Here is a 24061-nt window from a genome sequence, read left to right as displayed (position 1 = left end):
TAAAAGGATAAAAGCAGAAAGAATAAAGCGGAGAAACCAGAGAATAAAGCTAAGCAATTAAGATGCGATTATGCACCCAATCTTGATACTTGATACTAAAATCCCGATACCTGCCCACTAAAATCTTACCACCTAATCAGCGCACTCGCCCAGGTAAAACCTGAGCCGAAGGCGGCAAGGCAAACTAAATCGCCATCTTTAATTTTTCCAGCCTCCCAGGCTTCACACAAAGCAATGGGAACAGATGCTGCAGTGGTATTTCCGTATTTTTGAATGTTATTAAAAACCTGATCATCGCTTAAACCTAATAAGTTTTGAACGTATTGACTGATACGCAGATTCGCCTGATGCGGCACCAGCATATCAATATCTTTTTCGGTAAGATGATTAGCGGCAAGAGCCTCTTTAATTACCTCAGGAAACTTTACCACTGCTTTTTTAAAAACAGATGGACCATCCATATAAGGCAAAGCGGCTCCACTTTCTAAAATCTCAGGAGTCATAAATAAACCGCCCAATTCCTGATCTGGAAAAGCAGGTTTATCTTTCATCCATTTATTGGCATGAGAACCCGGATAATACATGGCTAAAATTTCTGCATCGGCACCATCACTATGTAAATGTGTGCTTAAAATTCCTTTCCCTTTTTCGTTGGTAGGTTGTAATACAACAGCTCCTGCCCCATCTCCAAAAATTACAGATACATTGCGGCTACGGGTTTCGAAATCCATCGCAAATGAATGTTTCTCACTACCAACCACCAAAACATTTTTATACATCCCCGTTTTTACAAACTGATCGGCTACTGAAAGTGCATACACAAACCCTGAGCATTGGTTTCGAACATCCAAAGCCCCGATTTCGCCCATACCCATTTCGCGCTGTAGTAAAACGCCGCAACCCGGAAAATAATAATCGGGACTTAAAGTGGCGAAAACAATAAAATCAATATCCTTTGCTGTTATTCCGGCCCTTTCAATGGCGATTTTTGCCGCCTCAATGCCCATTGTAGTGGTCGTTTCTTCATTGCGATCGGCAAAACGACGCTCCTTAATGCCTGTACGTTCCTGAATCCATTCATCGCTGGTTTCCATGAACCGACTTAAATCATTATTGGTATATATATTTTTTGGGACGTAATAACCTATTCCGGCAATTTTAGATTGATGCATATTATTATTAGTATTTGGTTAGCAAATGTATTAATATCAAATGGAAAACGTAAGATAAGCCATTTAAGCGAGTTGTAAAGTATATCTTCCATTTAACATATTACATCTTCCATAAAAATAGTTATTTTTGCATCCATGTCTACAGAAACAAAAGAAGAAACCTTTACACTCGAAGAAATTTTAACTTCCTTAAAAACTGTACATCGCCTAATTTTGTGGAATGATGATGTAAATACTTTCGATCATGTTATTTATTGCATGATGAAATACCTGGATTATAACGAATCTCAGTCAGAAAAAATTGCCTGGAAAGTCCATAATGAAGGGAAATGCCCCGTTTTAGAAGGTTCTTTCACTGAAATGGAAGTATACCGCAAAATTTTACAACAAGAAGGTTTGACCGTTTCTGTTGATTAAGCACTATTCTATAGTGCATCTGTCATGCTGACCTATAGCGAAGCGGAAAGCCAAGAAGTAAATTCATTTCAGCATCTATTCTACTTATCAAACCCTGAAATCGGATCAGGTAAGAATCTTGGTAGAAAAAGATAGGCTTGTATTATCCCTCTAAGCCTTTCAAAAGCTCGTTTAACTCAGCCTGTGTACTTTGCGTTTTATCTTTTGCATACCAACCGTGAAGTTTTTCAGCAATAACCGGCATTTCTGTGATTTCTTTTTTCCACTCTTTTAAAAGCGCCTGTAAAATCTGCGGTCTTGGTGCCCAGGCTGCAAAAACTTGATCTACGGCTTCATTTAAAATGATTAAAACAGGTATTGCTCTTCCTCCATTGGTTAAATGTGCGTCAATTAATGGCAGGTTTTTATCGCGTAGCACAAATTTCAAATCAATTTTACCTAATGATTCAGTAGCAATTTTATTGAATACCGGAACAATTTGAGCAGCATCGCCACACCAACCTTCAGTAATTACTAAAAACTTATAATTTTCTTTTAAATTATTAATGGTTGTGGTTAATTCATCCGTCAGGCTAGCGGTTTTATCAACCCTATTCATGCGTTGTACATTCATTTTACTGTAATGAAGCATCGCCTCTGAATCATCCGGACCAGTAGTTTTACCTTCCAGCAAAAGTTGATCAACCAATGCACGATAAGTTAAATAATCAATCCCTTGCTCACTGAAAATTTCGCTATAATTAACCATAATATTTTTTAAAAATTACAGCGCAAAGGAAAGTAGAAAATCCATTAAATTAATCATTGATTTGCAATTTGATTCATCCCCTAAAATCAACCTGCGATTTCTATTTAATTTCAGAAACCTTCGTAATTACTTTTGCTTTGTGGTTATATACCCTAATCACTGGTTTGATATTACTTTTAGAAACATTTAGAATCTCAACATTATTTCCGGGTAAAACAGATAGGGTTATCTTATTATTTACAACAGCCTGATCATTATTGGCGCCTTTAATGATTAGCGTATCATTAGTAGGATTCTCAATATCTACATTAAACGCTGATTTATCTAACAGATTTACAGTTAGTTTTTTATTCGGCGCCAAAGGAATCAAAATATTCAATGACTTCGGATTGGTTGGTAAAACTGCGCAAGAAGAGATTATTAAGGTAAATACCAACACTGAAGCAACGGCAAAAACTTTATTTTTCATAATTTTTTAGTTTATTATTAATCAGACGAAGATTTAAAGATTTTGGTTGCAGATTAACTTTTAAACTCGCTTGTTTTATGGAAATCAATATCCGGGTAATCCTGTTTGGTTAAATTGATCATGTACTCACTATCGGCCAAATAAACCGGATTCGCCTCTTTATCAAACCCGATATGTTGTTGCTTGCGTTTTACAAATTCATCCAATTTCTTCCGGTCGGCAGAAGTTACCCAGCTTGAACGTGTATAACTCAATGTTCGGAAACGACATTTAGCGCCATATTCATGTTCTAAACGAAAGTTAATAACTTCAAATTGAAGTTCACCAACAGCACCAATTACCTTTCTGTTACCAGGTTGCATCACGAACAATTGCGCAACCCCTTCATCCGTTAATTGTTCAATACCTTTTTCCAATTGTTTGGTACGCATTGGGTCCATGTTTTCTACCTCTTTAAAAATTGATGGAGAAAAACTCGGAATTCCTTTAAACTGTAACTTTTCACCTTCGGTTAATGTATCTCCAATTTTGAAGTTTCCGCTATCATATAAGCCAACTACATCACCCGGCCAGGCCTCATCAACAATACTTTTTTCATTTGCCATAAAATCCATGGGGTTGGCAAATTTCAGCTTCTTATCCTGCCGGGTATGATAATAAAATTTATTACGCTCAAATTTCCCTGAACAAATACGCAGAAAAGCAATTCTATCGCGGTGTTTTGGGTCTAAGTTGGCATGGATTTTAAACACAAAGCCACTGAAGTTTTTCTCTTCAACTTTTACATCCCGTTCTTCTGCCTCTCTATGTCTCGGGCTCGGAGCGATATCGATAAAAGTATCCAAAAGCTCTTTGATTCCGAAGTTGTTAATGGCACTCCCGAAAAAAACAGGCGCTAATAAACCCTCAGTATATAAACTTTTATCCAGCTGACCATAAATCCCGTCAACAAGTTCAACATCATCTTTCAATGTGCTAATTTCAGTTTCTTTAAGGTAATCCGATAATGAGGAGTCATCCAAATCATTCGCCGCCACAACTGAATCGGTTACTTTGGTTTTATCAGAATTAAATAGATTTAAATGTTTATTGTAGATGCTGTAAACGCCTTTAAAAGTATGTCCTTGCCCAATTGGCCAGGAAAGCGGGCATAAACTGATGTTCAGTTTTTCCTCAATTTCATCTAACAAATCGTAAGCTTCTTTACCTTCTCTATCCATTTTATTAATGAAAATGATCACTGGCGTGTTACGCATACGGCAAACTGACATTAATTTTTCAGTCTGTTCCTCAACACCTTTCACGCAGTCAACAACCAGGATTACACTATCCACCGCCGATAAGGTTCGGTAAGTATCTTCCGCGAAGTCTTTGTGGCCAGGTGTGTCCAGAATATTAATGCGTTTTCCACTGTACTCAAAACCCATTACCGAGGTTGCAACTGAAATTCCACGTTGTTTCTCAATCTCCATAAAATCAGAAGTATTACTTTGATTCGCCTTGTTCCTCTTTACTGCTCCTGCGGTATTGATGGCACCACCAAAGAGCAGGAATTTTTCAGTCAAAGTGGTTTTACCAGCATCAGGGTGACTAATAATGGCAAAGGTTTTGCGTTTTTCTATTTCGGGGTTAAGCATAATAAATTTGGATAAAAAAGATGATGAAACCTGGTTAAAGGAATTTAACTGCAATAAGATTTGAATATAATTGTTTCATCGGGCTGCAAAGATAAGAATTTTGGTTAACTGTTTGAACTGGTTAATTGTTTATTGTGGCATAACCATATTAATCTTGAAAATCATGTTAGGAAAAGCAATAACAGTAGTTCTTCGGAGCGAGCAGTCCCGCCATACATTCCAATCTTTTTGCGGTTTCTTCTTTGCTCCGTTTCCGTCCGTGCGGGGAGGAACCACAAAGCAATCTTTTGCGCAACACCTTCAAAAAGGATTTTCATTACTGTCAGGTTTATAAAACTTCTTCAGTGATTCTTACTCAACATTTTAACACCCCCAACCCCTCCTAAATTAGGTGGGGAGTAGTGCCTTCTATTGCAAATCTACTACGTTTAGTATTGGCTTTTGGGTTAAACCCAGCAACATAAGTATTCATACAAATTTTGAATAAGCACCACAAAAAACTCCAAACATTGTTTATAAACCTGAATGGAGCAATATCCTTTTTCCATTTTTAAGTTTGAAAACTCTGGCAGCAATATAGAAAGAGAGTTGTTAAACTTGAAAATAAAAAGATTTAGCGAAAGGCAGGGCTGCTTTCCCCATGGAAACCAAACGCTCATTTCCAAAAAATGAAATCAATTTCTAACCGATAACTGAATTATCTTATAAATCATGCCTATTTTTGTACTAAAATGTTTAGCTTTAATTATCCCTCCAAAATTAAACAAACTAAATTTTATTGCCAATGCCAATATTAGAAGAAACTTCTATGCCAGCAGAAATTGCGGCAAAGTTCATCAATTATACATCGAAACACGTTTTTTTAACTGGAAAAGCGGGGACAGGAAAAACTACTTTTCTACGAAAACTGATTAAACTCACGCATAAAAAAGCTATGATTTGTGCGCCTACGGGTATAGCCGCCATTAATGCCGCAGGAGTAACCATACACTCTCTTTTTCAGTTGCCTTTTGGTGCTTTTTTTCCTGATGCTGCCGGAAGTTTAATCAACGAAAACATCAGTTTTAATTTTAACACCCCAAGAACGATTGTTAAACATTTAAACATGCAAGGCAATAAACGCCGCATGTTACAAGAGCTGGAACTTTTGGTAATTGATGAAGTGAGTATGTTGCGTGCAGATATGCTTGATGCGATTGATTTCTCTTTACGTTATATCAGAAGAAACAGAAACATTCCTTTTGGTGGTGTACAGCTATTATTCATAGGCGATTTACATCAGTTACCCCCCGTAGTAAAAAATGATGAATGGAGAGTAATGGCCGGCTTTTATAAAAGTATTTACTTTTTTGATGCTTTGGCCTTGCAAAATAATCCGCCTGTTTATATTGAACTGGATAAAATTTACCGGCAGGATGATGCCGTTTTTATTGACCTACTAAATAATCTCCGGAATAATAAAATTACCCCTGAAGATACAGCGTTATTGCGTCAGCACTTTAAACAGGATTTTAAACCTTCGCATGACGAAAACTATATCACGTTAACAACGCACAACAATAAAGCAGACAGCATTAACAGAGAAAGGTTAAGCCAGCTAACCACAAAATCTTATTTTTTCGATGCCAAAATTAAAGGTGAGTTTAATGAATATGCCTATCCGAATGATAAAAGTTTAGAGCTTAAAGTTGGTGCTCAAATCATGTTCATTAAAAATGATATGACAGCTGAAAAACGTTACTACAACGGAAAAATCGGCATTGTGCATCATATAGAAAAAGACACCATTGAAATTGAATTGCCTGAAGACAGAACTGTAATAGAGATTACGCCTTACACCTGGGAAAACGTAAAGTATAAATTAAATGAGGCAACCAATGAGATTGATGAAAATGTTGCCGGCTCGTTTGTTCAGTATCCAATTAAACTGGCCTGGGCAATTACCGTTCACAAAAGCCAGGGCCTAACTTTTGATAAAGCCATTATTGATGTTGGAGATGCATTTGCTCCCGGACAAGCGTATGTGGCATTATCACGCCTGCGTTCGTTAAAAGGCCTGGTATTAACTTCGCATCTTCGTGATAGCGGCTTACAGCAGGATCAGAATATTCATTATTTTTCTAAAACCAAGCAACCTGCAGCAGTATTATCTGAGCAGATGAGCACTGAGCGTTTCGATTTTATCAGAACATATTTACTGGCTGCTTTTGATTTAAATCTCATCAGATATTACATTAAAGAGCATCTTCAAACTTTTGATAAAGGCGAAAAATCTGTGAAGCAGAAATATGATCATTGGACGATGGAATTATATGCAGATTTTCAAAAGATCACTGCAACCGCCGATACTTTTATTAATCAATTGAAAGGTCTTTTTGCCCAACAAACTGATCATACACTTTTCAATGTTTCAAAACGGGTGGAAGCAGCTTTAAAATATTTCAATCCTTTGATTAAAGGCATTTCAGACCGGTTTCTGGCTCATATTGAATCTATAAAAGAGGAAAAACAAATTAAAACTTATTTAACTGAATTGCTTGAGCTCGAGATTTTGGTTTATGAACAGCTTAAAAAAATGCACAAAAGTAAAGCTTTATTGCTGGCCATAATTGATGGGAAAGAATTTAGCAAAGCAGATACTGATGCGCTGCTGAATACTTCAGAGCGCAATGAGCAACTACAAAAAGCAATACAACTGAAAGGCATTACACTCAAGGTTAAATCTGCAGCCGACAAGAAAAAAAAGGAACCAAAAATTGACACGAAACTAATCAGTTTTGAGCTTTATAATCACGGCAAAACCCTCGAAGAAATCGCCAGAGAACGTGGTTTTTCAGTTGGTACAATAGAGGGACATTTGGCCTATTACGTTGCTGCCCAGCAATTGGATGTGGCCAAATTAGTTAAACCGAATAAAATCAAAAACATTGCAGATGCTGTTGAAAGCCAGAAAACCAAATCGATGGCTACGATTAGAGATTTTTTAGGCAAGGATTATTCTTTTGGCGAGATTAAACTGGTGTTGGCTTCGTTGTTTCCATCGGAGGAATAAAGCAGGTTTAACCGCAAAGAACGCAAAGGAAAGAAACGCAGAGAACGCAAAGCAAATATTTGAATATAGCGCTAATAAATTATATGGATGAGAATGAATTATCAAGAATTGTAATCGGATTGGCAATCGAGGTTCATAGTGCTTTAGGTCCTGGTTTGTTGGAAAGCGCCTATAAAGAATGTTTATTTTATAAAATTGCTAAAGCCGGGCTATTTGTTGAAAAAGAAAAAATTATGCCGCTTATTTTTGAAGGTATAAAATTAGAATGTGGGTATAGAATTGATATCTTAGTCGAAAACAAACTAGTATTAGAGTTAAAAAGTGTTGAGGTTCTAAATGATGTTCATTTGGCTCAAACTTTAACCTACATGAAATTAGGAAATTATAAATTGGGCTTACTCATGAATTTCAATGTTACGCTTTTAAAAGATGGATTAAAACGAATTGCTTATGGCCTGTAGCTTTTCTTTGTTTCTTTGCGAAAAACTTTGCGAACTTTGCGGTTAAATGGAAAAGGTTAAAGTTTTAGCGCAATACATGCCGGAACAGGCAGCACCGTTAATTGCAAAGTGGATAGATTATTTTCAATGCGAATTTAAAATCGCTAAAACCCGTTCTACTAAACTCGGCGATTATCGCCATCCTTACCGTGATAAAGGCCACCGGATATCAGTTAATTTTAACCTTAATAATTATGCTTTTCTGGTTACAACGGTACATGAGTTTGCGCACTTATTAACCTGGAACGATTTCAAAAACAAGGTTAAACCTCATGGTTCAGAATGGAAGAAAAACTTTCAAAGAATGATGGTTCCGTTTTTTGAAATGAATATTTTCCCTGATGATGTTCACCATGCTATCGATAATTACATGTCTAATCCTGCTGCATCCAGTTGTTCGGATTTGCATTTATCACGTGCTTTAAAAAAGTATGATGCCAAAAAAACGGAGACTTTACATTTAGAGCAATTGCCTTTGAACACTACCTTTAAAATTAAAGATGGCCGCCGTTTTACCAAAGGCGAACGCATCAGAAAGCGCTACCGTTGTGTTTGCCAGGATGATAAGCGGATTTATCTTTTTAATCCGTTGGCTGAGGTTTTCTTGATAGATTAAGATTATCGGAAATTAAACTAATTGATTAACTTTATGTTATGGAAAAGATTTTTGATCGGATATACATTGATGCAAATATTTGCGGAGGTAAACCCATTATAAGAGGTAAAAGAATTACAGTACAAACTATAATGGAATTTCTAGCTGCTGGTGAAACCCCAAATGAAATTTTAAAACAATACCCATCTTTAGAGGCAGAAGACATTACTGCTTGTATGCTTTATGCAACTGAACTAATGAACCATAGTTTTGTGATTAAGCAGGCAGTGGCTTAATGAAAAAGAGGTTCCTCATTGATGTAAATTTACCCCGATTCTTTTCCCTATGGAATACTGATGAGTATATCCACCAATATGATTTGGACGATGAATTGTCAGACACTGAAATTTGGAAATATGCCAAATTGGAAAACCTGACTATCAATTACTAAAGATAGTGATTTCTCTGCACGTGTTTTACTTCATAATCCGCCTCCAAAAGTGATTCATATCAAGCTAGGAAATATGAAAATGAATCAATTTCATGAAGTTCTTAACAGATTATGGCCTCAAGTAGTTGAGCTTAACAAAGATTTTAAATTAATTAATGTCTTTGCCGACCGGATTGAGGGAGTGAAATAAATTACACAAACCTAAACTCATCTCCATCAAACAAACCTTTATCGCTTAACTTTAAACGCGGAATAACCAGTAACGCCATAAAAGAAAGTGTCATGAACGGAGCGGCTAAAGTAGAGCCCAGCTCTTTAGCAAACCTGTCAATTGAAGTATAACTTTCAGCAACGCTATAACCATTTTGATTACTCATCAATCCCGCAACAGGCAAAGGCAGAACTTCCTCTCTATCATTGCCTAAAGCGACAACACCGCCAGTTTCTTTAATTACCAGATTCACTGCATCGCAAATGCTTTTATCATCAACCCCAACTGCAATAATGTTATGGCTATCATGTGCAACGCTTGATGCAATTGCCCCCCTTTTTAATCCAAAATTTTTCACAAATGAAACAGCAACAGGTGCATCATGATATCGGTTTACCACAACCATTTTCAGTACATCATGTTCCAGATCACTAACAATATTTCCGTTTGAAACTTTTGGCTTTTCGGTTAATCTGTTTGTAATTAGTTGTCCATCCAAAGCTTCAATAACCGGAATTTCTTCCTGACCTGAGAAAGGATAAATAAAATCTTCCTCCTTTTTAAAGCTGCAATCGAAATGATTTACCGATTCCTGATCCTCCACATGCTGTACCCAGTTACCAACTGTTTTCCCATTTTCAGAAAGCAGCATTCCATCAATATAGGTTTGCTTAACCTTAAATTTTATTAAATCTTCTACAATGATAAAATCTGCATAATCGCCAACCTGCAACTGACCAACATCTAATTTATAATGAAGGATAGGATTGATGCAGGCTGCCTGCAAAACATTAAAAATATCTATTTCTTTAACTACTGCTCTCTCACAAAGCTCGTTAATGTGACTTTCAACCAAACTATCCGGATGTTTATCATCGCTGCAAAACATGATCAATTCCGGCCAATCGTTTAACAAATCTATTAAAGCTTCAAAGTTTTTTGCAGCGCTTCCTTCGCGAATAAGAATTTTCATTCCACGCTGTAGCTTATCTAAAGCTTCTTCAGCTGTAAAGCATTCGTGATCAGTAGAAATTCCAGCATCAATGTATTGTTGAATGGCATTGTTTCGCAATCCAGGCGCATGTCCATCAACAGGCTTGTTCAATTCATGGGCAGCAGCAATCTTTTTTAAAACCTCTTCATCATTATTAAGCACGCCCGGAAAATTCATCATCTCACTCAAATATTTTATTTCGGAACGCTGTAAGAGTGCTTTAACATCATGATAATTCAGTTCAGCACCAGCCGTTTCAAAAATCGTTGCAGGCACGCAACTTGGTGCACCAAAATTAAATTTAAACGGAACAGTATTGCCGTTTTCAATCATGAATTCCACACCTTTCATTCCACAAACATTGGCAATCTCATGTGGATCGCTCACTGTAGAAACAGTTCCGTGAACAACTGCCAATCTTGCAAATTCACTGGGAACCAGCATACTGCTTTCAATGTGAACATGACTGTCAATAAACCCTGGTAAGATAAAATGGTTGTTCGGCTTTTGCTCGGAAATTTTGTTAATGGACTTTATTTTGCCATTTTCTACCTCAACTTCGCCAAAGAAAATATTTCGCTTTGTGACATCTACAATGTTTCCTTCGACTTTAAAATTGCTCATTTGTTTTTTAATTGTATAAAATGGTTAATTGTATAAAACGTTTAATCGGTTAATTGATTTGATGGCTAACACATACAATTAACCAGTTATTACAATTTTAACAATTAACCAGACTTAATACTTCAATAGTTTATCAATCGTTTCTGCTAATCTTGCTTTGGCTAAAAAATCTTCTTCCAACACTTGGCTCATCGGAATAGCAGTATCCAAACTGGCACAACGCATTACGGGAGCATCTAAATATTGAAAACAGTGTTCGCCAATCCAGGCAGAAATTTCGGCGCCAAAGCCATTGGTAAGCGTATCTTCATGTAAAACCAAAACCCTTCCTGTTGATTTAACTGCTGATTTTACTGTTTCTTTATCCCAAGGCTGAAGCGTTCTTAAATCAATTATTGTTGCTTTATTTTCAGGGTTGTTTTTTAAATAATCCAGTGCCCAATGAACGCCCAGGCCATAAGTAATAATGGAGAATTTATTTCCCTTTGCAACGGTAACTGCCTTGCCTATTTCAGTTGTGTAATATCCATCTGGAACCGGAGCAGTTAAACTTCTATATAAATATTTATGTTCAAAATATAAAACCGGGTTCGGATCTTCAATTGCAGCCAATAATAACCCTTTGGCATCTTCCGGAAATGCAGGATAAACAATTTTCAATCCCGGGGTTTTGGTAAACCAAGCTTCGTTACTTTGCGAATGGAAAGGCCCTGCTCCTGTTCCTGCACCTGTTGGCATACGCACAACAACATCGGCTTTTTCGCCCCAGCGATAATGTGTTTTAGCCAAATTATTTACAATCTGGTTAAATCCAACAGTTACAAAATCTGCAAACTGCATTTCTACAACAGCCTTATAACCATTAATGGATAAACCCAGGCCTGCACCAACAATTGCCGATTCGCAGATAGGGGTATTCCGAACCCTTTGCTTACCGTATTTAGCAGTAAAACCATCGGTAATTTTAAAAGCACCGCCATAATCAGCTATATCTTGTCCCATTAAAACAAGATTTGGATATTTCTGCATAGCTAAGTCCAACCCATCAGTGATCGCATCTAAATATCTTTTTTCGGCAGAAGATTGATGAGACTCGATTACTTTCTGTTCGTAAGGGAAATACATATCCAGTTCTTCTTGCATGGCATCTGCTTCTGGTTCAGGTTCATCAAAGGCTTCTTCAACTTCCAGTTCAATATCTCTTTTGATTTTAATTTTGATATCAATAGCCAATTCAGATGTTAATACGCCTTGTTCTATCAGATAAGATTCATAATTATTCAACGGATCTTTCTTCTCCCATTCATCAAATAATTCTTGCGGAACATACTTTGTACCCGATGCTTCCTCATGTCCACGCATTCTAAAAGTTAAGCATTCCAGCAAAACCGGACGGGGATTTTGACGAATATCTTTAGCGATTTTATCAATGGTATCATAAACCTCAAGAATGTTATTTCCATCAATCTGAACCCCTTCTATTCCATAACCAATCGCTTTATCAACTAAGTTTTTGCATTTAAATTGTTCGCTTTTAGGTGTTGATAAACCATAGCCATTATTCTCGATCAGGAAAATAACAGGTAAATTCCAAACCGCGGCAACATTTACTGCTTCATGAAAGTCACCTTCACTGGTAGCACCCTCTCCTGTATAAACTAAAGTGGCTTTTTGTTTGTCAGCCAAAACATCGGCTAGTGCAATTCCATCAGCCAGGGCCATCTGCGGACCAAGATGAGAAATCATCCCAACAATTTTATAATCCTGTGTGCCAAAATGAAAAGAGCGGTCGCGGCCTTTGGTAAAGCCTGTTGCCTTTCCCTGCCATTGTGCCATCAGCTTTTTTAACGGAATACCACGTGAAGTAAAAACCCCCAGATTGCGATGCATAGGCAAAATATATTCATCGCTTTGCATCGCCAAAGTACTGCCAACCGCAATTGCTTCTTGCCCAATGCCTGAAAACCATTTACCAATTCTGCCCTGCCTAAGCAGTTTAAGCATTTTCTCCTCAACCATACGAGGATAAAGCAGTCTTTGATATAAATTCAATAAGAATTTGTCGTCTTTATTACCGCGGTTAAAATGCATCGTAAACTTTTGATTGAAAATTAGGAAATATTCCAGGGATTGAGAACTTCAAGGCTTGCAATTTTTTTTAAATCGGAAGTATTTCTTGTAATTAACGTAAGGTTGTTGGTTATTGCTGTGGCTGCAATTATAGCATCAGGGAGTTTTATCTTATTGGTCCTACATATCGAAATTGTCATTTCGACAATATCTTCGGTTAAGCTAAAAACATTGCTTGATTTTACAAAATCGAGTAATGTTTTATAATCACTATTAGTTGGATTGAACCTTAAAATTTCGATCTTGTTTATTACTGATATATTTGGGATATTATCAATAATTGGATGCATAAATACCATTCCGTTATTCTCAATTTTACCATCTAAGTAACCGATAATAACGTTGGTGTCGATTAAATATCCCGTTCCCATTCGTTCCTACTATCTATAACATGTTGCTGGAATTCCTCATATTGTTGATCAGTAAGATTTAAAGAACCTGCAAATCTCTTCGAAAGGCTTTCTTTTGGCTTTATACTTTTCTCTAAAATTTTAACAATATCCAAAGCTTCTAAATCTTGTATAAGTTTATAGGCTTTTTCATTTGTGATCTCCAGCAAAATCGTATCCATATTTCTATGTTTATTAGTCAGTATATCAAATATACAAAAATACAAAGGCTGATTAAAATAACATTTCAGTTTATAGTCTATTAAAGACTAAAGACTCTGGCCTTAGGAATCCTTACCCTTCTTCATTTCTTCCCACTGCTTTGCAAATGATTTGTCTGCAACTTTTGGCATTTCCCGGTATTTTCCCCAGCTTTTTTTGAAGAATGTTTTGAGCATAAAGTTTTTGAATTTCCCTCCAAAAAAGTCCATCCATTTACGTTTTTGCATCATCCTGTTGAACATGCCCCAGCCAATTTCCTCTACTCTACCATTTTCATGTGTAGCTGCTGCATCTCTGCGGTTAAGCAGCAACATTTTATGGATATCGATTTTAACTGGACAAACTTCTGAACATTTCCCGCAAAGGCTTGAAGCGTAACTTAAATGCTTAAACTCTTCCATACCCTTTAAATGTGGCGTAATTACCGAACCAATTGGTCCGCTATAAGTGGTATTGTAAGTATGGCCGCCAATATTTTTATAAACCGGGCAAGCATTTAAACATGCACCGCAACGAATACAATACAAGCCTTGTCTCTGATCTTTCTGAGCCAATAGATTAGTACGTCCGTTATCTAAAAGAATCACATACATTTCTTCCGGTCCATCGGTTTCATTTGGTTGGCGTGGGCCACTTAGAATGGTGTTATAAACCGTTAAGTTCTGTCCTGTTCCATGAGAGGCCAGCAAAGGCCAGAACAGGTCCAGATCGGCTATTGAAGGAATGATCTTTTCAATGCCAACAATTGCAATATGAATTTTTGGAAAAGTAGTGCTCAAACGGGCATTTCCTTCATTTTCAGTCAAAGCTATGCTTCCGGTATCTGCAATTAAAAAATTTCCTCCACTAATTCCAATATCAGCATTCAGGTATTTATCACGAAGCAATTCTCTTGCCTTTTGAACCAGTTGTGGCGGCGTTGCATCAATTGGTGTTCCGAATTTATCATGAAATAACTGAGCAATATCTGTTGCGCTCAGGTGCATGGCTGGAGTAACAATATGATACGGTGCTTGCCCAAGTAACTGAACGATATACTCTCCTAAATCACTTTCCAAAGATTCGATTTGGTTACTTTCCAGAAATTCATTTAAGTGAATCTCTTCGGTGGTCATTGATTTGGATTTGATAACCGTTTTACCATTATTCCGTTTGATGATGTTCAGGATTTCCTGTTGTGCTTCTGCAGCATCATTTGCCCAAATCACTTTACCACCCCGACGCTGAAAATTCGATTCAAATTCTGGCAAGAATTTATCGAGATTTTCCATTACCCGCCATTTAACAACATGCGCTTTCTTTTTCGATGCTTCGAGATTTTCGAACTTTGACAAACCACGTTCAACAGCTGCATTATATTTACCAATATTATAATTTATGGTTTTACGATGCGGTAAATCGAACGCTTTCTCATCAGATTTCTCTAAAAATTCCTCGGCAGTTTTCATCATATTTCAAATATAGGAATTTCTATTGCCGCTAAAAGTAATGTGCATAAAAAAGCCCCGATGAAATACCGGGGCATAATATTTTGACTTTGTTATTTCTTTGGATTGCCTTTTCCATCTCTATCAACAACCGGGCGTTTTGCTCTGTTTGCCAACTCCCAGGCGGTATAATAGGTTAGTTTTGCTCTCTTTGTTAATAACGGGAAGTTGATTTTACTAACTTCATCTCCTGGCCTGTGATAATCTTGTTCCAACATTCCATCGTAATAGAAAATGATTGGAATACCTAACTTCGCAAAGTTATAGTGATCTGAACGATAGTAAATACGGTCTGTATCATTTGGATCATCATATTTATAATCCAGCTTCATTTTGGTATAAGTGGCATTTACCTGTTCACTTAATTTACCCAAATCGCTACTTAACATATTCGAACCAACTGAATAAATATAATTTGCAGAATCAGGCGTTCCTAAATATTTTTCGCCAATTCGGCCAATCATATCTGTGTTTAAGTTTGCAATTGTTTTCTCAACTGGGAAAACAGGGTGTTGCGAGTACCAGTCTGAACCCCATAAACCTTTTTCTTCGCCAACCACCGTCATAAACAGAATACTTCGTTTTGAACCTTTTCCTGCTTTTTTTGCATCAGTAAATGCTTTAGCCATCAACAGAACACCTGTTGTTCCCGAGCCATCATCATCGGCTCCATTGTTAATTTTATCCGGGCCTTCAACCTCAGGGGTAATGCCGATATGATCATAGTGGCCTGTTAAAACCAAAACTTCTTTCTTCAACACCGGATCAGTTCCTTCAAGGAAACCTAAAACATTTTCTCCACGGGTTGCTGTTTCTTTTTTCATGGCACTAGCAGAAACGGCAACATTTATGGTTTGCGATGCTGGTTTTGCTGTTTCGGTAACCTTCTTTTGAAAAGCTTCTACAGAAGTATTTGCAACCTTTAAAATTTCATTTGCCGTTGCTGTTGAGATGCTGATTACTGTGAAGGGATTCTGCTTTTTCATGCGCTCAACCACTTCCTCACTTTTCATCACAATTTGTCCGCTGGCATAAGCTGCCTTACGCTCTTCAGATAAATTATCAAGAGAAGGATCAATTAAAATAACCGCTTTAGCTTTGTTTTGAGCTAAATAACCCATTTTTTTAGATCTTGCCATCATGGCAGCACGCCTATCTGTTGGATCAGTTGCTTTAGCCGTTGGATCTCCTGCTGCAAAAATGATGACCACCTTACCCTCAACATTTATACCATCGTATTCATTGAAATCATCTTTAGAGATTCCGTAACCTGCAAAAATCACTTCATCTGCACTAAAGGTAAAACCATTTAAACCTACCGAATTACTGGTGATTAAATAATCTTTATAAGCTTGTTTTGGCTGGCCATTTATGGTTAACATGCTTTCGCTAACAGCATAATTTGCCAGGTCAACTTTTTGGAAATACCCTCCGTTAACAGGTCCTTTTAATCCGATTGATTTAAAATAATCACGGATGTAATCAGCAGCCATCCAGGCTCCTTTTTTACCGGTTTCACGTCCTTCAAATTCATCGGATGCCAAAATGGAAAGATGTTTGAAAGCATTCTCAGGATTTATCGCCTTGCTAAACCGTATTGCATCCTTATTCGGAACAAGAGGCTTAACTTGGGCAAAGCAACCAATACCGAGTATGGAAGCCAGACCAAGAGTTAAAAATTTTTTATTCATTATTGATAAAAGTTAGTTAGTTAGTTTGATATGTTAACACGAAATCTTTTCAACCCTGGTTTGATGGCGACCACCTTCAAATTCAGTATTTAAAAAAACTGTGGTTATTTCTTTTGCAAGTTCTTCTGAAACAAATCTGGCTGGGATACATAAAACATTTGCATCATTATGTTTCCTTACCAGTGATGCAACTTCACTTTCCCAGCACAAACCCGCTCTAATGCCTCCGTGTTTGTTTGCAGTAATCGCTACGCCATTTGCTGATCCACAAAGTAAAATACCGTAAGTAAATTCTCCATTTTCTACAGCAGATGCTACTGGATGCGCAAAATCAGGATAATCAACTGAATCTAAAGAATAAGTTCCAAAATCTTTAACCTCGTAGTCTTTAAGAAAATTTTTCAGTACTTCTTTATATTCAAAGCCAGCGTGATCACCACCAATGGCTATTTTTATTCTAGTTTCAGGCATGTCCAAATTTATACAGAATTCTAAAATCTATTCGTAATGTTTTTGTTAGTTAGCATAGAATGCAGCTTCAGCCTTTTTCTTCTTTTTTTCGATATAGGCCGAAACAAATATACTCAATTCATAAAGCAGGAATAACGGTGTTGCAACAATCAGCATGGTCATAATATCTGGTGTTGGTGTTACTATTGCTGCAATGATTAAGATAATCACCACTGCATATCTTCGGCTCGACCTCATTAGTTTTGGAGTCATTAAACCCAGTTTTGATAAAATGAAGATGATAATTGGAAGTTCAAAGATAATACCTGTACCTAATGTTAAAGTTGCTACTGAAGATAAGTATGAATCAACAGTAAAAGTATTTTTGATTTCTTCACTAACGGTGTAACCCGTTAAAAAGTTTACCGAAAGTGGACAAACTATAAAATATCCAAATAAGATACCAATCAAAAAAAGCACCGATGCAAAAAACACGAAACCACTTGCTGATTTGCGCTCGTTTTCATGTAATGCAGGTTTGATAAAACGCCAGATTTCCCAAAGCAAATAGGGGAAGCCTGCAACTATACCGCACATTACACAAACATTTAACTGCAAGTTAAACTGACCCGCCATTTCGGTATTGATAATCTCTCCATTGATTTTGGTAATGCACATGTCTTTACCTAGAGATGGAAACTGTTCCACAAGCTTACACATCATTCTATAAGTCCAGAAATCAGGTTTTTTGGGCCCAAATATGATCTTATCTAAGATTTCTTCGTTAAAGTAGAATGCAATACCTGTGAAAACGGCAATGGCAATTACAGCTCTGATTAAATGTTTACGGAGAACATCAAGATGATCAAAGAAAGACATTTCTGCCTCCAGCGTTGTACTCTTCTGTCCTATAGCTTTTTTAAGTGATGATTTTTTAGTGTCGCTCATGTTGAAAACAAAAATACCATTCTAAATGAATAGAATGGTATTTACGTGTTAAATATAGAAATAGTTTATATTATTGTGAGAATTGCTGCAAAAATAGAATATAACTATAATAAAAAGCAAAACATAAAATTATCAGGTGTTTTTAATACAAGACCAAAAGATTACCATTCAGACTTATATCCTGTTAAATCTGCACTTTAATTACGCTTACCTGCTTTAAATTCGCAACATTACTGTAATTGAACTGATACACGCCATCTTCTCCTGTTACAATTAAAGATTTAGGACCAGCAATAACATCAAAGCTTTTAACATTCTTTAAATGCTGCAGCATGTTGTTTCCTATTTTATTCTTATCGGCAATATTAAAAGTTTTTATACCATAATTACCTTCGCAGAGGAATAAATTATTGCCGCTTACGCTTAAACCATGTGGGTTTTGCATGGAGAAAACTGCAATCTGTTTCGGCTTTGCTGGGTCTTCGATATCTACAACTTCTAATTGATTACTTGCTTGCATGCACATATTGCCAGTGCGTAAGGTAACATAAGCATATTTGCCCTGTACAACTACAGGATCGCAAGCAAAAATATGGCTGTAGGTGGATAGTTTTACAGGATTTTCGGCATCTGCAGCGCTAAAAATATGCATGCCTGTGTTGGTACCGATAAACAATTTATTTTCGTAAGGAAAGATGGTTTCAACACCCCAGCCTAAGTTTATGGCTTTCACAAAATTTGGATTTGATGCTGTTTTCACATCGAATAAACTTAGTTCAGAGGTACCAACAGTATATAAATAATCGTGTAATAAAGTAAATCTAGCCATTGAACCGCCTTGTCCTGAAGAACTACCTGAACTACTTGTACTTGCATTGGAATAATACATTACATCTTTATTATAATATGTATTTTTCTTAACTACGGTATCCTTATAGGTAAGTACGTATTGTTGAATGCCAGATCCAATATAGAACTGTTTGAAAACATCATTTACTCTTTTTACTTGTTTGATATTGGCAATGGTTGAAATATCGAAAGCCAGTAAATCAACGTAACTATCTGCATAGAGGATGTTGTTATGAACGGCGAGATCTACATTTCCTGGTATCTGCAAGAACGAAATATTCACAGGTGCATTTGGGTTAACATTATTGTAAATATGGATGCCTTTATTGGGCTCGTTGATAAAAAGGAGATCGTTGTAGATGTATATTTTCCCAGTCTTTTTTGCTTTTACAGGTTTGGTAAGCCCAACTGGTAATGCTCTCATTTCTTGTACAGAAATTGTTTTAGCTATTTGTATAAGCTCAAATTCTTCACTGTTATTTTTTTTGCATTGAGTTAATATTGCTATAGCGAACACCATAAGCAATCCGTTAAATAGATTTTTTTTCATGTTTTGGTGGTTTTTATATAAAAACGCAGTGAATCGCTGAAACGCTACAAGTTTTAAGATATTAATTTCCACTCAATTACTTTAACCTGCTATCATTATAAAATACTCAGAAAACAAAAGAAGCCAAGTTTTGAGGACTTGGCTTCTTTTAAAAAATAGAATTCTTCTACTATGATTCCGTAAACTCAAATGTTTCCATAAACTTGGTTGTGAAATTACCCGCTCTGAAGTTAGGATCTTTCATCAACTGTAAGTGGAAAGGAATTGTTGTTTTAACACCTTCAATAACAAATTCGCCTAAAGCTCGTTCCATGGTACAAATAGCTTCTTCGCGGGTTTGTGCCACGCAAATTAACTTTGCAATCATTGAATCGTAATTTGAAGGAATTGAATAACCGGCGTAAACATGTGTATCTACACGAACGCCATGTCCACCTGGAGAGTGGAAATTAGTGATTCTTCCTGGAGACGGGCGGAAATTATTAGCCGGATCTTCTGCATTAATACGGCATTCGATGGCATGCATATCTGGAAAATAATTTTTACCGGAAATCGGAATTCCTGCAGCAACTTTGATTTGCTCCTTAATTAAATCGAAGTTGATTACTTCTTCAGTAACCGGATGCTCTACCTGGATACGTGTGTTCATTTCCATAAAGTAGAAATTGCGGTGTTTATCAACCAAAAACTCAATTGTACCGGCACCTTCGTAATTTACCGCAACTGCGCCTTTAATTGCAGCCTCTCCCATTCTAACACGAAGTTCATCTGTCATAAATGGAGATGGAGATTCTTCCACTAATTTTTGGTGGCGACGCTGGATTGAACAATCACGCTCTGATAAGTGGCACGCCTTGCCAAATTGATCTCCAATAATCTGAATTTCAATGTGACGGGGATCTTCAATATATTTCTCTAAATATAAACCATCGTTACCAAATGCTGCACCAGACTCCTGACGTGCACTGTCCCATGCATTTTCAAAATCTTCATCTTTCCAAACTACACGCATACCACGGCCACCACCACCGGCAGTTGCTTTCAGGATAACCGGATAGCCCATTTCATTTGCAATTGCAATACCCTCCTTAACGCTGGTAAGCAAGCCTTCTGAACCTGGAATAGTGGGCACACCAGCAATTTTCATGGTTTCTTTTGCAGAGGCTTTATCACCCATTCCGTTGATTTGTTCAGGAGTTGCACCAATAAATTTGATGCCGTATTCACGACAAATGTTTGAAAACTTAGCGTTTTCTGATAAGAAACCATAACCTGGGTGTATGGCATCAGCATTAGTCAATTCTGCAGCTGATATAATATTTGGAATATTTAAATAAGAATCTTTACTTGGAGGAGGACCAATACAAACAGCCTCATCAGCAAAACGTACGTGTAAACTTTCGCGATCTGCGGTAGAGTAAACAGCAACCGTTTTGATGCCCATTTCCTTACAGGTACGAATAATGCGCAAAGCGATTTCACCCCTGTTGGCAATCAGTATTTTTTTAAACATAATTTTTTACGTTTCGTCTCTGTTTTAAAATAATCGTCATGCTGAATTCATTTCAGCATCCATTTAAAAAAGAAGACCCTGAAATAAATTCAAGGTGACGTTAATTCTTTAAATAGGTTCTACTAAAAATAATGGTTGATCATATTCAACTGGTGATGCATTATCAACCAATATTTTAACAATACGGCCAGAAACTTCGCTTTCAATTTCATTGAAAAGTTTCATTGCTTCAATAATGCATACCACTTTACCTGTGCTGATTTCATCACCCACGTTAACGAAAACTGGCTTATCAGGACTAGCTGAACGGTAGAATGTACCAATCATTGGCGATTTAATGGTAATATATTTTGATGTATCTTCTGCAGCTGGAACAGCAGGCGTTGCCGCAACCGGAGCAGTAGGAGCTGTAGCAACTGGTGCAGCAGCCTGCACAAGCGGCGCTTGCGGCACGGTAGCATGCACAACTGTTGGTGCCTGGTTTGTTTTAATCGTAATCTTGAAGTTTTCTTGCTCAATAGCAACTTCGTTTACTCCAGAACGAGAAACAAATTTAATCAGTTCCTGTATTTGTTTGATATCCATTTTTTAATCCTTGTTATGTAAAAAATAGTGTGTAATGATTTAACTAAGTTATACTTTTTTTGTTTTATTTTTTTATCCGGGAGTGGCTTTACTTCCAACTCCAGACTAGAGACTTCTGACTATTTTGTATCGTAAGCCCATTTAAGGTAAACAGAACCCCATGTAAAACCACCACCAAAAGCGGCCAATACAATATTGTCTCCTTTTTTCAACTTACTTTCCCATTCCCATAAACACAGTGGAATGGTTCCGTTTGTTGTATTACCATAACGCTCAATGTTGATCATTACCTTATCAGTAGTAACACCCATACGATTAGCGGTAGCATCAATAATGCGTTTGTTTGCCTGATGAGGCACTAACCATGCAACGTCATCAGCTGTTAAACTATTGCGTTCCATAATTTCGGCAGCAACATCAGCCATATTGGTAACAGCAAATTTGAAAACCGTTGGACCTTCCTGATGGGCGAAATGTTCTCTTGCATCAACCGTTTCATGTGATGCAGGTTTAACAGAACCTCCGGCTTTCATTCCCAGGAAATCTCTTCCTGAACCATCAGTTCTTAAAATGGAGTCCTGAACGCCTAAGCCTTCTTCGTTCGGTTCTAATAAAGCACAACCACAGCCATCACCAAAAATGATGCAAGTGGTACGATCTTCGTAATTAATGATTGATGACATTTTATCTCCACCAACAACCAATACTTTTTTGTGTCTTCCCGATTCTACAAAAGATGCTCCTGTAGATAGCCCGAAGATAAATCCGGAACAGGCTGCCTGCAAATCGTAACCCCAGGCATTTGTTGCGCCAATTTTATCGGCCAGAACGTTTGCTGTGGCAGGAAAGGTAAAATCAGGTGTAGTGGTGCAAAAAATAATCAATTCGATTTCCTTTGCATCAATACCTCTTTTTTTAAGCAAACCATTTACAGCATGAACAGCCATGTCTGATGTGCCTAAACCTTCTCCTTTTAAAATTCTACGTTCTTTAATCCCCGTTCTGCTGGTAATCCATTCATCCGAAGTGTCAACAATGGTTTCTAACTCTGCATTGGTTAACACATAGTCGGGAACGTAACCATTTACTGCTGTGATAGCAGCGTGAATTTTACTCATTTTAAAAATTTTAATAAATTATTTAAATGCCATTCTAATTTTTTCTACCAATCCTGTGGTAATCATTTCCCTGGATTGTAGAATCATATTTTCAACAGCCAGCGGACTAGAGATCCCATGTCCGATAACAACAGGAGCGTTAACGCCTAAAACCGGACTACCTCCGTACTGCTCATAGTTAAAGCGATCAAAAAACTCGTCTTTCAATCCCTTTTTAATGGTCAGCACATAAAATGATTCTGCTAATTTAAGCATTACATTCCCGGTAAAACCATCACAAACAATTACATCAGCTTTTTCGTTAAATAAATCTCTCCCCTCAACATTACCAACAAAGTTGAATAGGTTTGTTTCTTTCATCAAAGGGAAAGTGGCCATGCTAAGCATATTTCCTTTTTCATCCTCTTCACCAATATTAATTAACGCAACTTTCGGATTATTTATTTGCAATAAGTTTTCTGCATATAAACTCCCTAAAACGCCAAATTGAAGTAAGATATCAGGTTTACAATCTGCATTTGCACCAACATCTAACAGCAAGCCGGTGCCGCCCTTAATTTTTGGAAGAATTGTACATAAACATGGGCGGATAATGCCGGGAATGGTTTTAACGCTAAAGACAGCGCCAACCAACATTGCGCCAGAGTTACCGGCACTTGCGAAAGAATCGATTTTACCTTCTTTTAAAAGGTTGAAACCTACTGCGATGCTCGAATTGGGTTTCTGAACTATTGCTTTGGTAGGATGTTCGCCCATACCAATAACTTCATCAGTATGAACGTATTCAAAATGATCCGGATTGAAACCTTCTTCTGCGAGAATTGGTTTAATCTGTTCGGTATCGCCGATAAGAACTAAATGTTCTCCAGCGTTTAGCGATTGATGAGCTGCTATTGCTCCCAAAACAATTGCTTTGGGAGCATAGTCTCCGCCCATTATGTCGAGGCCTATTTTCATAGAAAAAATCTGTTTGTGTTAGATAGGTTTAATCCTAAAATTTTCAGTTGACTAAGGTATGACTAAAGCCGCTGAAAACACAAACAATTTTTTAAGAAAATTACCCAATCTGAGTATTTTCGATAACCAGTTTGCCGTTGTAGTATAAGTTACCATCAACGTTGTAAGCACGGTGAGGTACGTGGATAGCACCTGTTGCCGAGCATGTTGCCAAAGAAGGAGTCACAGCTTTATAGTGCGTTCTTCTTTTATTTTTTCTCTGTTTCGAGATCTTCCGTTTTGGATGTGCCATTGGTGTATAA

25 protein-coding genes are annotated in these 24061 nt (G+C 37.1%); 7 read left to right on the top strand and 18 right to left on the bottom strand.

Annotated elements, in window-relative coordinates:
* Positions 1-125: 125 nt before the first annotated feature.
* Complete coding sequence (locus DU508_RS20265) at positions 126-1172, bottom strand: 3-oxoacyl-ACP synthase III family protein (protein ID WP_115404587.1); 1047 nt, start codon at positions 1170-1172, stop codon at positions 126-128.
* Positions 1173-1307: 135 nt separating this feature from the next.
* On the opposite strand from DU508_RS20265, the gene DU508_RS20260 reads away from it, so the two are divergent.
* Positions 1308-1589, top strand: a complete 282-nt coding sequence (locus DU508_RS20260) for an ATP-dependent Clp protease adaptor ClpS (protein WP_115404586.1) — start codon at positions 1308-1310, stop codon at positions 1587-1589.
* 142 nt (positions 1590-1731) lie between these two features.
* Here the strand turns inward: DU508_RS20260 and DU508_RS20255 are convergent, their stop codons facing one another.
* The 3 genes from DU508_RS20255 to DU508_RS20245 all read right to left on the bottom strand — a co-directional run bounded on the left by DU508_RS20255 (position 1732) and on the right by DU508_RS20245 (position 4443).
* The gene (locus tag DU508_RS20255) at positions 1732-2337 is read right to left on the bottom strand and encodes a thioredoxin family protein (RefSeq protein ID WP_115404585.1); all 606 of its coding nucleotides are present in this window, start codon (positions 2335-2337) and stop codon (positions 1732-1734) included.
* A gap of 100 nt (positions 2338-2437) precedes the next feature.
* Positions 2438-2806 (bottom strand): hypothetical protein, encoded by a 369-nt coding sequence (locus DU508_RS20250; RefSeq protein ID WP_115404584.1) that lies wholly within the window; start codon positions 2804-2806, stop codon positions 2438-2440.
* 53 nt (positions 2807-2859) lie between these two features.
* Complete coding sequence (locus tag DU508_RS20245; protein ID WP_115404608.1) at positions 2860-4443, bottom strand: peptide chain release factor 3; 1584 nt, start codon at positions 4441-4443, stop codon at positions 2860-2862.
* 784 nt (positions 4444-5227) lie between these two features.
* Here DU508_RS20245 and DU508_RS24215 point away from each other — a divergent pair.
* The 6 genes from DU508_RS24215 (at position 5228) to DU508_RS24375 (ending at position 9231) form a co-directional block, all read left to right on the top strand.
* Positions 5228-7495: a helix-turn-helix domain-containing protein gene (locus DU508_RS24215; RefSeq protein ID WP_115404583.1), complete on the top strand. Its 2268-nt coding sequence runs from the start codon at positions 5228-5230 to the stop codon at positions 7493-7495.
* A gap of 83 nt (positions 7496-7578) precedes the next feature.
* On the top strand, positions 7579-7956 hold the full coding sequence (locus tag DU508_RS20235; protein ID WP_115404582.1) for a GxxExxY protein: 378 nt from the start codon (positions 7579-7581) through the stop codon (positions 7954-7956).
* A 46-nt stretch (positions 7957-8002) separates the two neighbouring features.
* Positions 8003-8611, top strand: a complete 609-nt coding sequence (locus tag DU508_RS20230) for a SprT-like domain-containing protein (RefSeq protein ID WP_115404581.1) — start codon at positions 8003-8005, stop codon at positions 8609-8611.
* A 38-nt stretch (positions 8612-8649) separates the two neighbouring features.
* On the top strand, positions 8650-8886 hold the full coding sequence (locus tag DU508_RS20225) for a DUF433 domain-containing protein (protein ID WP_115404580.1): 237 nt from the start codon (positions 8650-8652) through the stop codon (positions 8884-8886).
* Entirely contained in the window at positions 8886-9041 is a 156-nt protein-coding gene (locus DU508_RS24000) for a DUF5615 family PIN-like protein (protein WP_199562753.1), read from the top strand. The genes DU508_RS20225 and DU508_RS24000 overlap by 1 nt, the downstream gene beginning before the upstream one ends.
* Before the next feature lie 49 nt (positions 9042-9090).
* The gene (locus DU508_RS24375; RefSeq protein ID WP_394341380.1) at positions 9091-9231 is read left to right on the top strand and encodes a hypothetical protein; all 141 of its coding nucleotides are present in this window, start codon (positions 9091-9093) and stop codon (positions 9229-9231) included.
* 1 nt (position 9232) lies between these two features.
* Here the strand turns inward: DU508_RS24375 and ade are convergent, their stop codons facing one another.
* The 14 genes from ade to rpmF form a co-directional block, all read right to left on the bottom strand.
* A complete protein-coding gene (gene ade, locus DU508_RS20215) occupies positions 9233-10870 on the bottom strand; it encodes an adenine deaminase (protein ID WP_115404579.1) in 1638 nt (545 codons plus the stop codon).
* A gap of 114 nt (positions 10871-10984) precedes the next feature.
* Positions 10985-12961 carry an alpha-ketoacid dehydrogenase subunit alpha/beta gene (locus DU508_RS20210; protein WP_115404578.1) on the bottom strand — a complete coding sequence of 659 codons (1977 nt, stop codon included), beginning with the start codon at positions 12959-12961 and terminating at the stop codon, positions 10985-10987.
* Positions 12962-12981: 20 nt separating this feature from the next.
* Positions 12982-13371 (bottom strand): type II toxin-antitoxin system VapC family toxin, encoded by a 390-nt coding sequence (locus DU508_RS20205; protein WP_115404577.1) that lies wholly within the window; start codon positions 13369-13371, stop codon positions 12982-12984.
* The gene (locus DU508_RS20200) at positions 13353-13571 is read right to left on the bottom strand and encodes a hypothetical protein (protein WP_115404576.1); all 219 of its coding nucleotides are present in this window, start codon (positions 13569-13571) and stop codon (positions 13353-13355) included. Before DU508_RS20200 ends, DU508_RS20205 begins: the two co-directional genes overlap by 19 nt.
* Before the next feature lie 102 nt (positions 13572-13673).
* A complete protein-coding gene (locus tag DU508_RS20195) occupies positions 13674-15062 on the bottom strand; it encodes a LutB/LldF family L-lactate oxidation iron-sulfur protein (RefSeq protein WP_115404575.1) in 1389 nt (462 codons plus the stop codon).
* Between the two features lie 89 nt (positions 15063-15151).
* Positions 15152-16789: a M28 family peptidase gene (locus DU508_RS20190; protein WP_115404574.1), complete on the bottom strand. Its 1638-nt coding sequence runs from the start codon at positions 16787-16789 to the stop codon at positions 15152-15154.
* A gap of 33 nt (positions 16790-16822) precedes the next feature.
* Positions 16823-17260, bottom strand: a complete 438-nt coding sequence (rpiB, locus tag DU508_RS20185; protein ID WP_115404573.1) for a ribose 5-phosphate isomerase B — start codon at positions 17258-17260, stop codon at positions 16823-16825.
* A gap of 45 nt (positions 17261-17305) precedes the next feature.
* Positions 17306-18187: a twin-arginine translocase subunit TatC gene (gene tatC / locus DU508_RS20180; protein ID WP_115404572.1), complete on the bottom strand. Its 882-nt coding sequence runs from the start codon at positions 18185-18187 to the stop codon at positions 17306-17308.
* Between the two features lie 184 nt (positions 18188-18371).
* Positions 18372-19586 carry an LVIVD repeat-containing protein gene (locus tag DU508_RS20175; RefSeq protein ID WP_115404571.1) on the bottom strand — a complete coding sequence of 405 codons (1215 nt, stop codon included), beginning with the start codon at positions 19584-19586 and terminating at the stop codon, positions 18372-18374.
* A 169-nt stretch (positions 19587-19755) separates the two neighbouring features.
* Positions 19756-21099 (bottom strand): acetyl-CoA carboxylase biotin carboxylase subunit, encoded by a 1344-nt coding sequence (gene accC / locus DU508_RS20170; protein WP_115404570.1) that lies wholly within the window; start codon positions 21097-21099, stop codon positions 19756-19758.
* Between the two features lie 108 nt (positions 21100-21207).
* Complete coding sequence (gene accB, locus DU508_RS20165) at positions 21208-21684, bottom strand: acetyl-CoA carboxylase biotin carboxyl carrier protein (protein ID WP_115404569.1); 477 nt, start codon at positions 21682-21684, stop codon at positions 21208-21210.
* A gap of 119 nt (positions 21685-21803) precedes the next feature.
* Positions 21804-22802, bottom strand: a complete 999-nt coding sequence (locus DU508_RS20160; protein ID WP_115404568.1) for a beta-ketoacyl-ACP synthase III — start codon at positions 22800-22802, stop codon at positions 21804-21806.
* An 18-nt stretch (positions 22803-22820) separates the two neighbouring features.
* Positions 22821-23759: a phosphate acyltransferase PlsX gene (gene plsX / locus DU508_RS20155; RefSeq protein ID WP_115404567.1), complete on the bottom strand. Its 939-nt coding sequence runs from the start codon at positions 23757-23759 to the stop codon at positions 22821-22823.
* Between the two features lie 100 nt (positions 23760-23859).
* Positions 23860-24051, bottom strand: coding sequence for a 50S ribosomal protein L32 (gene rpmF, locus DU508_RS20150; RefSeq protein ID WP_025143959.1), 192 nt, complete (start codon positions 24049-24051; stop codon positions 23860-23862).
* Positions 24052-24061 lie beyond the last annotated feature (10 nt).

The sequence above is a fragment of the Pedobacter chinensis genome (assembly GCF_003339865.1).
Taxonomy (GTDB): Bacteria; Bacteroidota; Bacteroidia; order Sphingobacteriales; family Sphingobacteriaceae; genus Pedobacter; species Pedobacter chinensis.
Note: the sequence above shows the minus strand (reverse complement) of the source record. Positions and strands in the feature narration are given on the sequence as shown.

What these genes read in the sequence shown, in the direction of transcription:
- DU508_RS20265 (WP_115404587.1), bottom strand. Translation starts at nt 1,172, where the DNA reads ATGCATCAATCTAAAATTGCCGGAATAGGTTATTACGTCCCAAAAAAT.
- DU508_RS20260 (WP_115404586.1), top strand. Translation starts at nt 1,308, where the DNA reads ATGTCTACAGAAACAAAAGAAGAAACCTTTACACTCGAAGAAATTTTA.
- DU508_RS20255 (WP_115404585.1), bottom strand. Translation starts at nt 2,337, where the DNA reads ATGGTTAATTATAGCGAAATTTTCAGTGAGCAAGGGATTGATTATTTA.
- DU508_RS20250 (WP_115404584.1), bottom strand. Translation starts at nt 2,806, where the DNA reads ATGAAAAATAAAGTTTTTGCCGTTGCTTCAGTGTTGGTATTTACCTTA.
- DU508_RS20245 (WP_115404608.1), bottom strand. Translation starts at nt 4,443, where the DNA reads ATGCTTAACCCCGAAATAGAAAAACGCAAAACCTTTGCCATTATTAGT.
- DU508_RS24215 (WP_115404583.1), top strand. Translation starts at nt 5,228, where the DNA reads ATGCCAATATTAGAAGAAACTTCTATGCCAGCAGAAATTGCGGCAAAG.
- DU508_RS20235 (WP_115404582.1), top strand. Translation starts at nt 7,579, where the DNA reads ATGGATGAGAATGAATTATCAAGAATTGTAATCGGATTGGCAATCGAG.
- DU508_RS20230 (WP_115404581.1), top strand. Translation starts at nt 8,003, where the DNA reads ATGGAAAAGGTTAAAGTTTTAGCGCAATACATGCCGGAACAGGCAGCA.
- DU508_RS20225 (WP_115404580.1), top strand. Translation starts at nt 8,650, where the DNA reads ATGGAAAAGATTTTTGATCGGATATACATTGATGCAAATATTTGCGGA.
- DU508_RS24000 (WP_199562753.1), top strand. Translation starts at nt 8,886, where the DNA reads ATGAAAAAGAGGTTCCTCATTGATGTAAATTTACCCCGATTCTTTTCC.
- ade (WP_115404579.1), bottom strand. Translation starts at nt 10,870, where the DNA reads ATGAGCAATTTTAAAGTCGAAGGAAACATTGTAGATGTCACAAAGCGA.
- DU508_RS20210 (WP_115404578.1), bottom strand. Translation starts at nt 12,961, where the DNA reads ATGCATTTTAACCGCGGTAATAAAGACGACAAATTCTTATTGAATTTA.
- DU508_RS20205 (WP_115404577.1), bottom strand. Translation starts at nt 13,371, where the DNA reads ATGGGAACGGGATATTTAATCGACACCAACGTTATTATCGGTTACTTA.
- DU508_RS20200 (WP_115404576.1), bottom strand. Translation starts at nt 13,571, where the DNA reads ATGGATACGATTTTGCTGGAGATCACAAATGAAAAAGCCTATAAACTT.
- DU508_RS20195 (WP_115404575.1), bottom strand. Translation starts at nt 15,062, where the DNA reads ATGATGAAAACTGCCGAGGAATTTTTAGAGAAATCTGATGAGAAAGCG.
- DU508_RS20190 (WP_115404574.1), bottom strand. Translation starts at nt 16,789, where the DNA reads ATGAATAAAAAATTTTTAACTCTTGGTCTGGCTTCCATACTCGGTATT.
- rpiB (WP_115404573.1), bottom strand. Translation starts at nt 17,260, where the DNA reads ATGCCTGAAACTAGAATAAAAATAGCCATTGGTGGTGATCACGCTGGC.
- tatC (WP_115404572.1), bottom strand. Translation starts at nt 18,187, where the DNA reads ATGAGCGACACTAAAAAATCATCACTTAAAAAAGCTATAGGACAGAAG.
- DU508_RS20175 (WP_115404571.1), bottom strand. Translation starts at nt 19,586, where the DNA reads ATGAAAAAAAATCTATTTAACGGATTGCTTATGGTGTTCGCTATAGCA.
- accC (WP_115404570.1), bottom strand. Translation starts at nt 21,099, where the DNA reads ATGTTTAAAAAAATACTGATTGCCAACAGGGGTGAAATCGCTTTGCGC.
- accB (WP_115404569.1), bottom strand. Translation starts at nt 21,684, where the DNA reads ATGGATATCAAACAAATACAGGAACTGATTAAATTTGTTTCTCGTTCT.
- DU508_RS20160 (WP_115404568.1), bottom strand. Translation starts at nt 22,802, where the DNA reads ATGAGTAAAATTCACGCTGCTATCACAGCAGTAAATGGTTACGTTCCC.
- plsX (WP_115404567.1), bottom strand. Translation starts at nt 23,759, where the DNA reads ATGAAAATAGGCCTCGACATAATGGGCGGAGACTATGCTCCCAAAGCA.
- rpmF (WP_025143959.1), bottom strand. Translation starts at nt 24,051, where the DNA reads ATGGCACATCCAAAACGGAAGATCTCGAAACAGAGAAAAAATAAAAGA.